This window comes from Sediminitomix flava, from assembly GCF_003149185.1.
GTDB classification, from domain to species: domain Bacteria; phylum Bacteroidota; class Bacteroidia; order Cytophagales; family Flammeovirgaceae; genus Sediminitomix; species Sediminitomix flava.
Genome location: NZ_QGDO01000002.1, coordinates 619,753 through 636,664, shown reverse-complemented (window position 1 = coordinate 636,664; position 16,912 = coordinate 619,753). Strand labels below are relative to the sequence as shown.

15 protein-coding genes are annotated in these 16,912 nt (G+C 35.8%); 12 read left to right on the top strand and 3 right to left on the bottom strand.

Features of this window, described 5'->3' with window-relative positions; genetic code table 11:
• Positions 1-72 precede the first annotated feature (72 nt).
• The 5 genes from BC781_RS09715 (at position 73) to BC781_RS09695 (ending at position 3,270) form a co-directional block, all read left to right on the top strand.
• On the top strand, positions 73-912 hold the full coding sequence (locus BC781_RS09715; protein ID WP_109617047.1) for a MotA/TolQ/ExbB proton channel family protein: 840 nt from the start codon (positions 73-75) through the stop codon (positions 910-912).
• A 33-nt stretch (positions 913-945) separates the two neighbouring features.
• Positions 946-1,308 carry a hypothetical protein gene (locus tag BC781_RS09710; protein WP_109617046.1) on the top strand — a complete coding sequence of 121 codons (363 nt, stop codon included), beginning with the start codon at positions 946-948 and terminating at the stop codon, positions 1,306-1,308.
• A 28-nt stretch (positions 1,309-1,336) separates the two neighbouring features.
• Positions 1,337-1,891, top strand: coding sequence for an ExbD/TolR family protein (locus BC781_RS09705; protein WP_109617045.1), 555 nt, complete (start codon positions 1,337-1,339; stop codon positions 1,889-1,891).
• Positions 1,892-1,950: 59 nt separating this feature from the next.
• Positions 1,951-2,412: an ExbD/TolR family protein gene (locus BC781_RS09700; RefSeq protein ID WP_109617044.1), complete on the top strand. Its 462-nt coding sequence runs from the start codon at positions 1,951-1,953 to the stop codon at positions 2,410-2,412.
• 168 nt (positions 2,413-2,580) lie between these two features.
• Positions 2,581-3,270, top strand: a complete 690-nt coding sequence (locus BC781_RS09695; protein WP_109617043.1) for a potassium channel family protein — start codon at positions 2,581-2,583, stop codon at positions 3,268-3,270.
• Between the two features lie 60 nt (positions 3,271-3,330).
• On the opposite strand, the gene BC781_RS09690 is transcribed toward BC781_RS09695, so the two are convergent.
• The 3 genes from BC781_RS09690 to BC781_RS09680 are packed head-to-tail and all read right to left on the bottom strand — an operon-like array spanning position 3,331 to position 5,327.
• Positions 3,331-4,164, bottom strand: a complete 834-nt coding sequence (locus tag BC781_RS09690; RefSeq protein ID WP_109617042.1) for an aldo/keto reductase — start codon at positions 4,162-4,164, stop codon at positions 3,331-3,333.
• 21 nt (positions 4,165-4,185) lie between these two features.
• Positions 4,186-4,548, bottom strand: coding sequence for a hypothetical protein (locus tag BC781_RS09685; RefSeq protein WP_109617041.1), 363 nt, complete (start codon positions 4,546-4,548; stop codon positions 4,186-4,188).
• Entirely contained in the window at positions 4,545-5,327 is a 783-nt protein-coding gene (locus BC781_RS09680) for a TIGR02757 family protein (RefSeq protein WP_109617040.1), read from the bottom strand. Before BC781_RS09680 ends, BC781_RS09685 begins: the two co-directional genes overlap by 4 nt.
• A 389-nt stretch (positions 5,328-5,716) precedes the next feature.
• On the opposite strand from BC781_RS09680, the gene BC781_RS09675 reads away from it, so the two are divergent.
• The 7 genes from BC781_RS09675 (at position 5,717) to BC781_RS09645 (ending at position 16,711) form a co-directional block, all read left to right on the top strand.
• Complete coding sequence (locus BC781_RS09675) at positions 5,717-8,443, top strand: TonB-dependent receptor (RefSeq protein WP_109617039.1); 2,727 nt, start codon at positions 5,717-5,719, stop codon at positions 8,441-8,443.
• Between the two features lie 79 nt (positions 8,444-8,522).
• Complete coding sequence (locus tag BC781_RS09670) at positions 8,523-9,713, top strand: phytase (RefSeq protein WP_158281435.1); 1,191 nt, start codon at positions 8,523-8,525, stop codon at positions 9,711-9,713.
• A gap of 111 nt (positions 9,714-9,824) precedes the next feature.
• On the top strand, positions 9,825-11,564 hold the full coding sequence (locus tag BC781_RS09665) for an amidohydrolase (protein WP_109617037.1): 1,740 nt from the start codon (positions 9,825-9,827) through the stop codon (positions 11,562-11,564).
• Between the two features lie 29 nt (positions 11,565-11,593).
• Positions 11,594-12,187 carry a sigma-70 family RNA polymerase sigma factor gene (locus BC781_RS09660; RefSeq protein ID WP_109617036.1) on the top strand — a complete coding sequence of 198 codons (594 nt, stop codon included), beginning with the start codon at positions 11,594-11,596 and terminating at the stop codon, positions 12,185-12,187.
• A gap of 115 nt (positions 12,188-12,302) precedes the next feature.
• Positions 12,303-12,539, top strand: a complete 237-nt coding sequence (locus BC781_RS09655; protein ID WP_109617035.1) for a thioredoxin family protein — start codon at positions 12,303-12,305, stop codon at positions 12,537-12,539.
• A gap of 20 nt (positions 12,540-12,559) precedes the next feature.
• Positions 12,560-13,534 carry a permease gene (locus BC781_RS09650; RefSeq protein ID WP_109617034.1) on the top strand — a complete coding sequence of 325 codons (975 nt, stop codon included), beginning with the start codon at positions 12,560-12,562 and terminating at the stop codon, positions 13,532-13,534.
• 504 nt (positions 13,535-14,038) lie between these two features.
• A complete protein-coding gene (locus BC781_RS09645; RefSeq protein WP_109617033.1) occupies positions 14,039-16,711 on the top strand; it encodes a triple tyrosine motif-containing protein in 2,673 nt (890 codons plus the stop codon).
• Positions 16,712-16,912: the final 201 nt, after the last annotated feature.

Here is a 16,912-nt window from a genome sequence, read left to right as displayed (position 1 = left end):
AATTGTTGAGATTCTTTTTTAGTTAAAAATTTGTACTAAAACACAAAATTGTTCTCTTAATCACATTTTGTTATGAAAAGAGTATTTGCATTATTGATGCTGGTTTGTGCCTTGTCTTTCGGACTTGTTCCAAATACTTACGCACAAGAAGGAGCAGACGTGGAAGAAGTAGCGTCTGAGCAAGTAGATAGCACTGCAGTAGCAGGTGATAGCACTGAAGTTGCAGCTGTAGAAGAGGTAGTTGAAGAGGAAGCTCCAGCTCCTGTAGTAGAAAAAACTTTCCACCAAGAGGTTAAACAAAAGTTTATTGAAGGTGGATGGGACTTTATGTCAGCTGTATTGGCATGTTTGATCTTCGGTTTGGCTGTAGCTATCGAGCGTATCATTACTTTGAACCTTGCTACTACAAACACTAAGAAACTTTTGGAAAATGTAGAAACTGCATTGAACGAAGGTGGTGTTGACCAAGCAATCGAAGTAACTAAAGCAACAAGAGGTCCAGTTGCATCAATCTTCACACAAGGTTTGATGAGAGCTTCTGAAGGCGTAGAAATGGTTGAAAAATCAGTAGTTGCTTACGGTTCAGTAGAAATGGGTCGTTTGGAAAAAGGTCTAGTTTGGATCTCTCTATGTATCGCTCTTGCTCCAATGTTAGGTTTCATGGGTACAGTAATCGGTATGATTGGTGCATTCGATGCTATTGAAGCAGCAGGTGATATCTCTCCAGCCCTAGTAGCCGGTGGTATTAAAGTAGCACTTTTGACTACAGTAGGTGGTTTGATCGTAGGTGCGATCCTTCAAGTATTCTACAACTACTGTGTATCTAAGATTGATTCTATCGTTAACCAAATGGAAGATGCTTCAATCTCTTTGATCGACGTACTTATCAAGTACGAACTTTCTAAGAAGTAATAGCATTAGTTTTCACCAAAAAAACTTATCATTATGGAAGAAGTTTCAAGTATCGGTGGAGATGTAGCAGAATACGGTTTACAAATCACTTATATCCTATTTGGTTTAGCCGTACTGGGTGCCTTCATTATCGGACCGATTTTAAATGCCATTAATAATCCTAAAGCCTTGGTTAAAGGGCTAGCTTCAGCTGTCTTCATTGGCGTTCTTTTTGCGATCGCTTATTCATTGGCAGATGGTAGCATGATTTTACCTAAATACAAAGTGTATACTGAGTCTACTTCAAGACTTATCGGTGCTGGTTTGATTACTACGTACTTGATGTTCGGTATTGCATTCTTGGGTATTATTATTACGCTTCTAAGAAGCACCTTTAGAAAGCTGGGAATCGGTTAATATTTCTCACCTTTAAAATCTGATCAAAATGATTAAAAAGAAAAAGTCAAGACCTGCAGCAGATGTCGATTCGTCGTCGATGGCAGATATTGCTTTCCTTTTGTTGATCTTCTTTCTTGTAACATCTACTATCGCTTCAGATAAAGGTTTGGCAGTAATGCTACCTCCTAAAGTGGAAACAACAGATGTTAAAATTAAAGAAAGAAACATCTTCAACATTCTCGTGAACTCTGAGGATATGATCCTTGCCGAGAATAATCCAGCAGAAGTAGGTGAGATCAGAGAGCAAGTAAAAGCTTTTATTACTAACAATGGTAAGGATCCAAAGTCTTCTGAGGAGCCAAATAAAGCTATTATTTCTCTAAAAACTGACCGTGGTACTAGCTACGAGATTTATATTGCGTTAAGAAATGAGTTGTCTCGTGCTTATACTGAGCTTAGAGCAGCACATTTGAAAATGTCTGTAGAGTCATACAAAGCTCTTGATCCGAATAATCCGGCTCATAAAGCGATGATTAAAGACGCTAAAGACGCTTATAAAAACCTCGTTTCTGATGCCGAGCCTTCAGAAGCTGGAAAATAAAAAAAATTCTAACAGGTCCTTCTTCTACGGGGGAAGGACTTTTATGAAGATAGATAGCTATGTCTAAATTCTCGAAGAAATCAAAAGATGAGCCTAAAATTTCGACGGCTGCTCTTCCTGATATCGTATTTATGCTTCTTTTCTTCTTCATGGTATCTACAGTATTCAAAAGTGGTGACCTTCTAGTTAAGAACTCACTACCTGCGGCTTCTGAGATTACAAAACTTGAGAAGAAATCATTGGTTACTGAAATTTATGTAGGTGCACCAATTGACCAAGCTAAGTATGGTAAAGAGCCAGTTATTCAGTTGAATGGGGCGGTATCAAGTCCTGATAACATTCCTTTGTTTGTTGCTCAGGAAAAAGATAAGCTTGACGAGGCAGTTAGAGACAAGATTACGATGTCTCTTAAGGTGGACAGAGAAGTAAAAATGGGTATTATTTCAGATATCCGTAGTAAACTAAGAGATGCGAATGCGCTTAAAGTTAACTACTCTGCAAACCCTGGTAGACCTCTTTAAGGTTTATTTTAAAAATACACATCACATCCGTTATAGGATTTAAAAACCTTCAGATTGGATTTCCACATTTGAAGGTTTTTTCTATTTATACGCTTTCCTACATCAATTAATCCTGTCTCAATTTGTAATTTCTATACTTTAGAATCAGTTGACTTCGATTAATTGACCATGAATTATTCAAGCCTGCGCAAAATAGTATGGATTTATCAATGGAGGTATTCCATCTATCTTTTTAGTTTCTTGTGGATGCTCTTTGGCGATTTACTGACGCCGAATGATTATGACAGTTTTGCCGATGCACTTTACCTATTCCAAAACATTACAATTAGTGCAATTCTATTTATAAAACGCTCAAAATTTGAGCGTACATTGGTTGTCGTGCTTATTCTCTTAGCTTTTGTAAGTCGGTTTGAAGAACTATTTATAGCTCACCGAATGTCATTTGTATTTCCTTTAACTTACCTATTTTATTTTTTCTTGGTGAGTAATAGAATCTATATGGACATTCTTCGCCTACGAATGGTTGATATAGATTTAATTTCAGCAGTCTTTTGTGGGTTTATATTGATGGGAGTTTTGGGAGCTATTATTTTTATGAGCATTGACAATGCTGCTACAGCTTTTGACGGAATTGACAACCAATTTTTCCCCGACTTTCTGTATTTCAGTTTTATCACCTTGCTCACTATCGGTTACGGAGATATAAGTCCTGCAACAGATGTTTCTAGAAGGCTAGTAGTATTATTTGGTTTAATAGGAAATTTTTACACAGTCTTTGTTACCGCAATTGTTATTGGTAAGTATCAGTCTCAGAGTAGCTTGAGGAGGAGAAGAAAAAGGAGACGAAAACGAAAATAAAAATGCCAATACTCAATGTAGAGAGTATTGGCAATGTTTATTTATAGTATGTTCTAGCTCCTAGAAATCGAAGTTATCAGGATCAGGGCCTATTCTTTTATTTTTATCTAATCCTTTGATGATGAGCATATCTTCATCTGAAAGCTCAAAATCGAAAATATTAGCATTTTCAATAATTCTATGCTCTTTCACCGATTTAGGAATAGTGACAACTCCCATCTGAACATCCCATCTTAAAACAATATGTGCAGGTGATTTTCCATATTTTTCAGCTAAAGCTTTAATTTCTGGAACTTCAAATATTTTGCCTTGCATCATAGGAGCCCATGCTTCAACCTGAATTTTATTTGCTTTGCAGAATTCTAAAAGAGCAGGTTGTTGAAGTTCTGGGTGAAATTCAATTTGATTGACCATTGGAGTGATGTCAGCCACCTTCAAAATATCTTCTAGTTGGTGCTGAAGGAAGTTACTTACCCCAATTGCTCTTGCTTTCCCATCATGATAAATTTTCTCTAAAGCTTTCCAAGTATCTACATATTTACCTTTAACAGGCCAATGGATAAGCAAAAGGTCTACATAATCTGTATTTAACTTTTTAAGGCTTTTGTTAAATGCATCTATCGTACTCTGATAGCCTTGATCTGCATTCCAGATTTTAGTCGTTAAGAAGATTTCTTCACGAGGAACTTCAGACTCTTGGATTGCTTTCCCAACGCCTTCTTCATTTTTATATATTGCAGCAGTGTCTATACTTCTATATCCTGCTTTCAATGCCCATTTTACTGCATTGATGACTTCCTCACCTTCTTCACTCAGGTATACGCCCAATCCCATATAAGGCATACGTACACCATTGTTCAGTTTACAGTTTGCTCGTAGATTTTCAATTACCATTTTATGCTATATATAAGATTGTTAGATTCTTCTAAGTGAAAATATACCTAAAACACCTTGTTCATCTTCTGCTTCTCCTACAATCAAGTCATTGCTCATGATTTGCCCCTCCCAGTTATCAAGAAAGTAGTCAAATTCTTCTTCACTAGGATTGTCAGTGATTGTATAAGAGATACCATTCAAGTAAAGTTTATTATCCTCTATTTTACCTCTTACCTCTTCTTCTAACTTAAATGGCGTTTCTCCTTCAGTGTTTTCCTCCAAATAAAAGGTGCCATTAATTACATCACCTTGATGCGTGAGTTTTAATGTTCCTTTGGAAACACCTGAACCATAATCTTCTTGATAAGCCCATTCACCACTAAGGTTCAATTGTTCTTTCATGATGTAAAATTATAATTTTCTATGCCAAGACCGAAAAGTGAGAAGTCATATTTTACAGGATCATTGCTGTCGTAGATTTTTAATCGAGTCGTTAACTCTTGTGCTGCCTTCCAATCGGATTGCTTTCTTTCCAATAATCCCAATTTTCGAGCAACTCGTTCCACATGAACATCTAAAGGACAAATTAATTGAGATGTATGAATGCTGTTCCATATCCCGAAATCAACTCCCTGATTATCTTTTCTGACCATCCATCTCAAAAACATATTGAGTCTTTTACAAGCTGATTTTCTAGCAGGACTAGCAATATGCTTTCTCGTGCGCTGTGGAGCATCTTCTAAAGAAAAGAAGTATTCATGAAAGTGAATAAGAGCATTTTCAACATCGTCATAACCTTCTTTCATCCCTTTTGTAAATGCTTCTTCTAAGCTATCGTGATACTGATAATGGTGTTTGAAGAATGAAAGGAAATAAAGTGTATCAAGATCATTAAAGGTTCTGTGCTTGAAATTGAGAAAGGGCTTTAGGTCATTTTCTTGATGATTGATGATGAAGTCATAAGGTGCATCATCCATCATTTCGGTCAGTTGAAGACACTTATTTATAATTGTTTTTCGTTGTCCCCAAGCTAGCATAGAAGCCCAAAAACCCATAATTTCAATATCCTGTTTTTTACTATAACGATGTGGGATACTAATAGGATCATCTGCAATAAAGTCTGCTTGATTGAATTGTAGATGTTTTTTTTCAAGTAAAGAATAGATTTCCTTTGAGTTCATTTGAATTTTAGTCAGTTGCAGTGTAAAAGTAAGAAATTCAGATTTTGTGAGACAAACGAATGACTTTTTTCCTTTTCAGTGAAAAACTTTTTTAATGAATTGTAAAGGTGATGTGTATACTGTTACTGTAAGATTTCAATATTACATTTAGAAGTATTTATAGAGTATAGTCGAAGTAGGTGCGCTTATGGAGATCATGGAGCGTTTATCGATGAAAGTTTTTCTAAGGTAAATTCAATATTTACATTCTGTGAATAGTACGCTGGTGAATAAATATAACACAGTGCATCGTTTAAGATATTATCATTTACTGTTAAAATAGATTTTTATCAAGAAGTAATTGTATATCACATATTTGCGGCAAACAAAACAAATATCTTTTTTCAATTATGAAATCGCTGCAAATAATACTAACAATTTTTGCATCACTTTTTGCACTCAATGCATTTGGTCAAGGATCACTTCGTGGCCGTGTAATTGATGAAAACAACTTGCCTTTGCCAGGTGCTTTGGTATATGTTGATAGCCAAGGAAAAGGAACTGCAACTGATGTAAACGGTGAATTCCGTTTGGTAAACATCGATGCGGGTGACCAAGAACTAATTATCTCGTACTTAGGGTATGAAAAACTGACAAAAACTGTCACTGTCAAAAGCGGTGAGACTACGGTAATCGATTTCCAATTTGAAGCAGCTAAAGCTTTGGATGAGGTAATTGTTTACGGACAAAGTGGTAGCCAAGCTAGAGCACTTAACCAGCAGAAAAATGCAATGAACATTGTAAATGTAATATCTGCTGACCAAGTAGGTCGTTTCCCAGATTCTAACATTGGAGATGCTTTGAAGCGTGTGAGCGGTATTTATGTTCAGTACGACCAGGGTGAAGCACGTTTTGCAAACATTCGTGGTACAGCTCCTCAATTGAACTCCGTTACGATCAACGGCGAGCGTATTCCTTCTGCTGAAGCTGAAAACAGAAGTGTACAGCTTGACCTTATCCCTTCAGACATGATTCAGACTATTGAGGTAAGTAAAGCAGTTACTCCTGATATGGATGCTGATGCGATTGGTGGTGCTGTAAACTTGGTAACAAGAGCAGCTCCTTACGACACTAGAATCTCGGCAACAGCAGGTTCGGGTTATAACTTAATTGCTGAAAAACCTATGGTAAACGGCTCGTTTGTATTAGGAGATCGTTACTTGAATGATAAACTAGGTGTAATTGTAAGTGCATCAGTTTTCAATCATCATTTAGGATCTGACAACATGGAAGCTGAATGGACAGAATATGAGAGTGATTCTGGTGTGAAGAAAATTGGATTGAAAGAACAACAAATCAGACAATATTACCTACAGCGTCTTCGTCAGTCATATTCTGCTAGCTTAGACTATAAACTGAATGAAAATCATACAATTTATTTGAAAGGAATGTACAACCATCGTAATGATTGGGAAAACCGTTTCAGAACTAAACTAGAACTTGACGATTATGATTTTGAGACAGACTCTTATGTTGTAGATAAAATAGCAAGAGAAACGAAAGGTGGAGCAAATGACAAATTCCGTCGTTTGGAAGACCAAAGAGTTTATAGTTTAGCACTATCAGGAGATCATCAGTTTGGTAAATTGGTGGCTGATTGGAGCACTTCTTACAGTAAGGCATCTGAAGAAAGACCACAAGAAAGATATATTACTTATGAAGGTTCAACAGAAGATATGGTGAAATTTACTGGTGGAAATGAAACACCAATGCCAAATAATTTCTTTGACTTCAATTCGGGTTATAAATATGAATTGGATGAGGTAACTGAAGAGAATCAATACACTGAAGAAGAAAATGTGACGGCGCGTTTGAACTTCACATTACCAATTTCAGAAGGACTTTATGCAAATAAACTGAAGTTTGGTGGTGCTTTGAAAATGCAATCAAAGTCAAGAAACAATGAGTTCTTTGAATACGATGTAGATGGATTGGACAATGTTGTATTTGACAACAAGTCTAAGAGCAACTACTTGGTAGGCGATTACCAAATCGGGTCTTTTGTATCAGAAGAGTATTTAGGAAATCTTGATCTTACTCAATATGAGAAAGAGTCTGTAAACGACGAGATTGCAGGAAACTTTGATGCACAAGAAACAGTAACGGCAGGTTACTTGATGTTAGATCAAAAACTTGGTGATAAATTATCAGCAATTGTGGGTCTTCGTATGGAGAAAACAGCAGTAGAGTATGAAGGATTGGTTTATGATGATGACCAAGGAACTTTGACTGCAACTGAAAGAGCATCTTCAGATTACACAAACTTCCTACCTGCAATTCATTTGAAGTATGAGTTGAGCAGCAATTCAAATGTGAGAGTAGCTTGGACAAACACTTTGGCTCGTCCTAACTATTTTGATTTGGTTCCTTATCAACTGATTGTACAAGAGGATGAAGAAATTGAAATTGGTAACCCTAATCTAGAGGCTACTACAGCTATGAACTTTGATCTTCTTTATGATTACTACTTCTCAAATGTAGGTATTGTCACTGCAGGAGCATTCTACAAAGGCATTTCAAACTACATTATCAATCAAGTGACTGAATTAGAATCTGGAACATATGCGGGTTATGATCAGTCTCAACCAATCAATGCTGGAGATGCATTGGTTTATGGATTAGAATTTGGTGTTCAAAGAAGATTGAACTTCTTACCAGCTCCATTGAATAATCTGAATGTTTACTTAAACTATACTTACACGCAATCAGAAACTGATAACTTCAATTTGGAAGACAGAGAAGACGAAGTACTTCCTCTTCAAGGGACTGCTGAAAATGCATTCAACGCTTCATTGATGTATCAGTCTAAGAAATTCTCTCTTGGCGTATCATTTAATTACTCAAGCGACTTCATCGATGAGTTTGGTGGAGAGGCTGCTGAAGATAGATACTACGATAAAGTAACTTATCTAGATGCAAATGCGAGCTACATGATCACGGATAACTTCCGTTTCTATGTAGAAGCTAACAACTTGTTGAATCAGCCATTGAGATATTATCAAGGTACGAGTAGCTACACAATGCAAACTGAGTTTTACGCACCTCGTGTTAGTTTCGGTTTGAAATTCGATATGTAACAAATAGCTTTTTGCTATCCTTTTTATCCCGGCAGAAATGTCGGGATTTCTCCATTTAGAGCTAGAAATCACAATAACAATGAAGAATTTAACGATACTATCAATACTATTATTAATAACGGCTGTTTGGGCTTGTACTCCTAAACCAACTTCAAACGAAGTAAAATCAAAAGAGGAAACGACATCATCATTAAAAGGACGTAAATACAAGGATCCTAGAGAAAGTGATGAAGGAATGAAAGAAGCTTATGCGCTTCAAGAAAAAATCAAGAACCGTATCACAGCAGACTTTGAAACTAAGGCAGTAGAGGTTTCTACGATTGATGAAGATGCAGCGGATGACCCTGCAGTTTGGGTAAATCCAGAAGACGCCTCTAAAAGCTTAATCATAGGTACGCATAAGAAGAGAGGACTTTATGTGTATAACTTAGAAGGAGAAGAGTTAGGGTTCTATCCTGTAGGTAAAGTAAATAATGTAGATATCAGACAAGGGGTTGTACTAGGGAATGATACATTGGATATCGTAGCGGCAAGTAATCGTACTGATAATACCATTACTTTAATGAAGATTGAGGATGGTAAATTGATTGATATTGCTGCTCGTCCTTTAAAAGTAACACCTTCCATCCAAAAGGCGTACGGATTCTGTTTGTACAAAAGTAATGAAGGCAAAGCCTATGCTTTTATCAATGGGAAAAATGGTGTCATCCAACAATGGGAGTTAAAAGCTACTGATTCTACGAAAGTTGACGCAATCATGGTTCGTAGTATGAAAGTACCTTCACAACCAGAAGGTATGGTAGCAGACGATGTAAATGGAATCCTGTATGTGGGGGAAGAAGCGCAAGGAATTTGGAAGGTGAGTGCAAATCCTCAAGTTTCACCTGATTTGGAATTGATTGAGAGTACTACAATTGCTAACAATGAGTATTTAACAGCAGACATTGAAGGTATTTCTTTATACAAAACTTCGGATACTACAGGTTATTTACTTGCTTCAAGTCAAGGAAATTTCTCTTATGCAGTATTTAGCTTGGAAGGAGAACATGAGTATATCACAAGCTTCGCTATTGTAGATGGAGTTGTAGATGGCGTAGAAGAAACGGATGGAATTGAGACGATCAATGTTTCTTTGGGAGAGAAATTTCCAAAAGGGGCTTTGATTGTTCAAGACGGATTCAATTTTGAAAATGATTCAATCCAAGCTCAGAACTTCAAAGTTGTGAACTGGGAGAAAATTGAAGCTTTATTAGAAGCGAAAGAATTATAATAAAATAAGTAGTATATATTGATAAATAATTGAATTGGAGCTCCCTTTCTGCATTGTAGGAAGGGAGTTTTTATATTCATTAGGTATAAAAATCCCTTCATTCAAATATTTATGAAAGCAATAAAATACTCTTTAGCTTATCAGATCATTTTGGTGTTATGTGCTTTAGTTTTGAGTGCATGTTCTTCAAATGATAAAGAACAAGTACCTGCAACTATTTTTTATGGAGGTGAAATAGTTACAATGGAAGGAGATATGCCCGAGTATGTTTCGGCAGTTGTCGTAGAAGATGATTCAATCGTTTTTGTCGGTAACAAGGAGGAAGGACTAAAAATGTACCCCAATAGTATTGAAGTTGATCTGAAGGGCATGACCATGTTTCCCGGATTTATAGAACCACATGCGCATCCTGTTTCTATTGGAGCACTGATTTTAGCCAGCGAGATTATTGCACCTCATGAATGGAGAATGCCACACCGTACTTTTCCTGCAGTGGTCGGAAAGGAAAATTATCTAGCTGCCTTAAAAAAAATTGTTGAGGCTAAGGAAGAAACAGGTGAAACTGTTTTGGTTTGGGGGTATCATAAATCGTGGCACGGAGATTTAACATTGAAAGATATTGACCTTGCAACAGGAAATATTCCTGTCATTATTTGGCAACGATCTACGCATGAAATCTATTTAAATTCTGCATGTGCAAAAAAATATGGGATTAAAAAGGGTATCCTAAAAGAGAAAGAACAGGTAGATTGGGAGAATCTTCATTTTTGGGAAAGAGCTTATCAAGAAATTAAAGGAGGAGCACTCCAACCTTTTTTTGGCGATGAAAAAGTCTATAAACGAGGAATGAAGCGTTTGACGAAAATGATGCTCAAAAATGGACTTATTGCAATGTCAGAGCCGAGTTTCCCGAATTCAAAATTTGAAACAGAATACGAACTGCTAAAGGCAGAAACAGATTCAGCGAATGCTTATGGAATGTATCTGATTGCTGGTTTTCCAGAGCAATTTGTAATGGGGAAATCAAATGAAGAATATAAAAAAAGAATCGAATCACTTCCGCAATACAATACGAAGCATATCAAGTTTTTACCTAATCAATACAAAACGTTTGCTGATGGAGCCATTTACTCTCTAGCCTTACAGCTTCAAGACGGTTTCTTTGGTTGTCCGCATTGTCATGCTGAATGGATTATACCTCCCAAAGAAGGAAAAGAATTATTCGATTATTGGTGGGATCAAGATTATAAAATACATATTCATATTACAGGCGATTTAGCCTTTGAAAAGTATTTACAGTTTACGGAGGCAGCAATGGAGCGAAATCCTAGAGAGAATCATCGAACAACTTTCCATCATATCGGACTTTTCTCCGCAGAGCAAGCCGAAAGAGCGGCAAATTTAGGGGTGGAAGCTTCTGCAAATCCTTATTACTTATGGGCATTGGCAGATAAATATTCTGAAGTAGGTTTAGGGCCAGAAAGAGCACAAAATATGGTGGCGATGCAAGAGTTGGTTAGTAGAAATATTCCATTGTCATTACATTCTGATTTCTCGATGGCTCCAGCGGAACCTTTGACTTTAGCTTGGGTAGCCGCTAATAGAATAGTTGCTAGTGGAAAAGTTATGAACCCAGAACAAAGAATTTCCGTATTTGAAGCATTGAAAGGAGTGACCACCGATGCCGCTCGCACTTTTGAAATGGAAAATGAGTTAGGTACAATTTCAGTGGGTAAACAAGCTTCTTTCACCATTCTAAAAGAAAATCCTTTTAAAACTGCTCCAGAAAAATTGAAGGATATAAAGGTTTACGGGGTTGTTTATAAAGGACGGCTTATTGAAAATAAATAAGCTCCTTAGTCGTAGTAAAAGACAAGAAGATGAAAGAGGGAAAGTATTGTGATATAAACAGTATCGTTAAAGAGTTTTATACTTTTTTGAAAGCCTATTTAATTAAGAAAACAGGCGATGAAAATCTGGCTGAAGATGTGGTTCAAGAAGTCATGATTAAACTGATTGAATCTTGTCAAGGAGAGAAGGAAATCGGGAATTTGAAAGCTTGGTTATTTCAAGTCAGCAGAAATACGCTCTATGATTTTTATCAGAAGAATAAGTTAGAAATAAGCTTTGGTGATGAATGGGAAAAACAGGATGGAGCAGCAGAAATACCAAAGTTATTGACCGAAGATTACATCATCCCGATGATTCAACTTTTACCCGAGAAGAATGCCCAAATCTTGATGATGAGTGATATTGAACAAAAACCTCAGAAGGAGATTGCAGAGCAGCTAGGTTTGGGTTTGTCGGCAACTAAAATGAGAATCCAAAGAGCTAGAACACAACTGTATCAATTGTTTGTAGACTGTTGTGAGATTGAATATGACCAGAACGGAAGTTTTGTAAGTTGTACAATCAAAGATCAGTGTGATGATCTTCAAAATATCCAGAAAGATTTGAATAAGAAAATCCTCTAAAACAGCTCTGTAAAGGCTGTTTTTTTATTTTTTCGATTTTTTTCACGAAAAGATGTGACTTTTCTCCCTCCGTTTCAGACTCCCTAGTGAAGTTTAATTAAAACAGAAAATCATTATGAGTACTGAAATCAAAATATTGCATTCTTCTTGTTGTTCAAAAAATTCACCTATCAGATCACAGATCGAAGCCGTAGCGAAAGCAAAGGGCATTGAGGTGAATATCCAAGAGCTTTCAGACATTCAAGAAACAATGGCTTATGGTGCAATGAGTTTCCCTTCTATTGTAGTCAATGGCAAACTTTACGATTACAAAAAATTGAGTAGTGATGACCAACTTGCTGCTATTTTATAAACTACAAACTGAACAACAAAATGGAAACACTTGTACATCTCTTGACTCTTGTAGCCGACTTCTTGGTTTATGATCTGTTCGGTTTACAAAATGGGGAGCTATTTAGCTCAGCTCTCCATTATTTTATCATTGCTTTTGCAGAAATCAGTCTATTAGTTGTGCTTGTCACTTATTTAATGGGGATTGTGAGCAGTTACTTGCCAATGGAAAAAATCAGAAGCTATTTGGAAAGACACAAAGCTTCTGGTTTGGGTAATCTGATGGCTTCTATGCTTGGAGCTGTAACACCTTTCTGTTCTTGTTCTTCAATTCCTCTTTTTGTAGGAATGATGCAAGCCAGAATACCATTGGGCATAGCTCTTTCATTTCTGATCACTTCTCCTCTAATCAATGAAATAGCAATAGCTATATTTTGGGTGAGCTTTGGTTGGAAGGTAACCTTGATTTATGTTTTTACAGGAATACTTTTAGGTGTGTTAGGCGGGATATTCTTAGAGAAAATAGGAATGGCTAAATACTTAGCTGATTGGGTACAGAATTTAGCAGAAGCTCATATTTCCTACGAGAAAGATGAACGAACTCTATTGAAAAGATTACCCGAAATTCATAACGAAGCTATTCAGACTTTGAGAAAGTTGATTCCTTATATATTTATTGGAATCGGAATTGGCTCATTCATTCATGGTTATGTGCCCGAATCGTTTTTTGAGGAATACATATCAAAATCAAATCCATTAGCAGTGCCTTTGGCAGTTTTGATGTCCATTCCATTGTACATAGATGCTGTAGGAGTACTTCCAATTTTAGAATCTTTGGTGGCAAAGGGTGTTCCTTTGGGTACTGCTATCGCGTTTATGATGGGAGCCATCGGGTTATCCTTACCAGAAGCTTTGTTATTGAAGAAGGTTATGAAAAAACAACTGATTATAGCATTCTTTAGCACCTTAGGTCTAGGAATGATTCTTTCAGGATTCTTCTTTAACTTGATATTTTAAATGAAAAGCCCCTTCTAATCTGGGGCTTTTTCAATTCTGAATGAATATTTTTTATGAAGATTCAATCTATGACCTTGTAACATTCTGAAAACAATCTTTTAGATTCAGTTACATTCTTTGAGTTTGACCTTCAAATCAACAATTATATATGATGGTTTGGTCTGAAGTCTGTAATTCGGAGTATTGAAAATCATTTTTTCTGAGAAATAAGCGTACTATTTTTCCAAAGTATTTCGAACATTTATTATCTCTTTAAGATTTAGAAGAAAGACATTTTCATTTTTTTGATCATTTGGGAAAAACTTTGATAGTTTATTTTTCAAATGAGAATGTTAGTATTTTGAAAGTGGAATCTTATTTGTTGTGTAAAAAACACACTACTATCTTTGTGAGATTAGCACTTTATTTCATGTACAAACATGAGATGTTATTTAATCTTTGGAGTCAAAGCTTAAAGATTTTTTTAGGGGTGGAATACGGGAACCAAGAAACACAGGACATAAGATGAATTTTTCACTTAGTTTAAGAATTATACCTTTTTTACTAATTACGATCTTAGTCACTAAAGCTAATAGCGTAATACCTATAGTGAAATCCTATGATAAGCAGGTTTATCAAGCAGGTAATCAGAATTGGGATATTGATATTGATGACGATGGGGTGGTTTATATTGGAAACAGTAAAGGATTACTGTGCAATATTTTAGGAGAATGGAATTTATCTCAATTACCAGATAAAGGTTTTATTAGTGCTGTTTTATCCGATGATGATGTGATATGGACAGGAGGAAAACAAATAGGTTATTTCGATAAATCTTCTGATTCTCTTACCTACCATTTTCTTAAGGATTTAGAAGGTTGGATGGTTTGGAATATTGAACAACTAGGAGACTATGTCTATTTTCAGACTGAAGCAAAGTTTTATAAAATCCATCGATCAACTAAAGAAATCATAGAAATAAATCCTTCTAAACGTATTTGGTCATTCACTATTTGGGATGAGCAAGTATGGTTGATGTTCAATAATGGAGAAATAGGGTATTTAGAAGATGATAAATTTAAACGTGTATCTTTTTTTCCTGAAATAGAAGGAAAGGAAGTGCGAAAACTTCTTGTTCATAATGATAAACTAATCTTATTCTTGTTGCATGGAGAGATCATTCAGTATGATCGAGAAAAGTTAATGACTTTACCTTTACCTGAAGAGTTGAAAGGAAAAGCTTTTTTCACAGCTTGTTCTTATGGAGAAGAATTGCTTTGTATAGGTACAATCACAAATGGTATAGCCGTTATCGATACGAAGGGAAACCTGATTAAAAGTGCAAATGCATCTACGGGCTTAATCGATAATACCGTTTTAGCAGTAAAAGTAGATAAACAGGGAGATATTTGGATGGGACTTGATTATGGTTTAGCAGAAATGGAACATCAAAGTGCGCTCCAAGATGTCTTTAAAGGTGCTGGAGTATATGATGCTGTTGATTTTGAGGGGAAAACCTATTTGGCTACCAATAAAGGATTATATGAATCTAATAGAGAAGGTGGCTTTAGTTTGTTTGGGAGTACTGGAGGACAAGTTTGGGGACTGAAGGTAATCAATGATGAACTCTTTATTAGTCATAATCGAGGTTTGATGACGCTTAAAAATGGAGCAATGACTTACCCTCAAAATATCATTGGATTTATTGATGTCTCTAAATTTGGAAATAGCCCTTACTATGTCGTGTCAACTTATGAGGGAGTACTTTTAATGAAGCGTGAAGATAATAGATTCTACCCTCTAGAGAATCTACACATTCAGGAATTACCTAAACTTACTTATGACCATAAAAACGATTGCATCTGGACAGAAGCTAGAGATAAAGTAGTTCATAAACTATTATTGAAACAAGATAACAGCGTTGAAAAAACTCGATTTGATAATCTTAAACGCGTATTCCCTACTAAAAAGGGCTTATATTTTAGTGATGGGAAAAATATACTACAATATCAGAAAGAGCATTTCTTTGTATCTGAAAATAGATTAATTGAACAGGTAAATGGGACTAACTTTAAGTTCTTGGATATCAGTCTCGATGGGAATGCTTTGTCATATATCAGTGAGCAAGAAATTGGATTGTTAGTTAGATTACCAGATGGTAATGTGCACTCTTACAGTAGTTTATTAGGTTCGCTCAGTGATGGATTGCTTAATGGTTATGAGTTTCTTTCCTTAGAAGAAAATACCCTTCGAATAGCCACAGATAGAGGCTTAGTCATATTAGATTACAATTTTAGGTCAGAGTTTAGAACAGCAACAGACCCTGTAATTAGTTCAATCACAGTATTAGGTGATCAACCTCAGAAAGTTTTTTATCCTTTTAATACGAAAGGAGTGAGCTTACCATCTGGACCTAAAGATTTTTTGATTCGTGGTATTGTGAATAGCTCAAAATATGATGCTATTGAATATAGATGGAGATTATTTCCTTTAGAACAAGATTGGTCTGAATGGGGCAAATCTGCAGATAAAATCATTTATTCTCATATTCCTGGAGGAGATTATGAGTTTCAGTTGCAGAGTCGTTCAAATGGAGGTGAAGTTCAAGAAGAGCAAATTGCGATTAGTATCGATTTGTTATGGTATCAAACATGGGTGGGTGTAATAGTAGTTATTGTATCTGTGTTTACCTTACTTTTTGCTTTTTATTACATTACGCATTACCTAAATAAGAGAAAGCTTGCTGTACAGAAAGATTACTTTCAGAAACAACAAACGAAAAAGACATTGGAAATGAAAAATGATCAATTATTACAATATGTTGAAATCATTGGTCATAAAAACAGTATTCTAAATCAAATTAAAGAAGCCTTAGAGAAGATGCGAAACAAAGAGGCTCAACGTTGGATTAACCTCATAGAAAGTGAAGTGAAAAATGAGAAGAAGGAGTTTCTTTTCCACAAGCTCTTTTCTGAAATTCATCAAGATTTTATTTCTAGAATATCTGAAGAATACCCAATTCTTACATCAAATGATATTCGTATTCTATCTTTCATTCGCATCAATTTGGATAAGTACGAAATTGCAAATCTTATGCATATTTCGCCAAGAAGTTTGGATACTAGTAGATACCGAATTAGAAAAAAAATGGACTTAGACCCTCAAGAAGACCTCAGTCAGTTTATTCGAAATTTTTAATTTTTTGTAGCTGTAATTGTAAGATATAGAGTGAATTAAGTGTTGTTGTTGTATGGATGTTGAGTGTGTTTTTTACGCTTGTAGAGCTATTTACGACATGCTGATTTTTTATTAAACGTAAGTTGTACATATGTTTGTTCGAGTCGCAAGCAGAGAGGCAAGAAAGAATGAATATGCAATGTAGTGGCGCCGCTATATGAA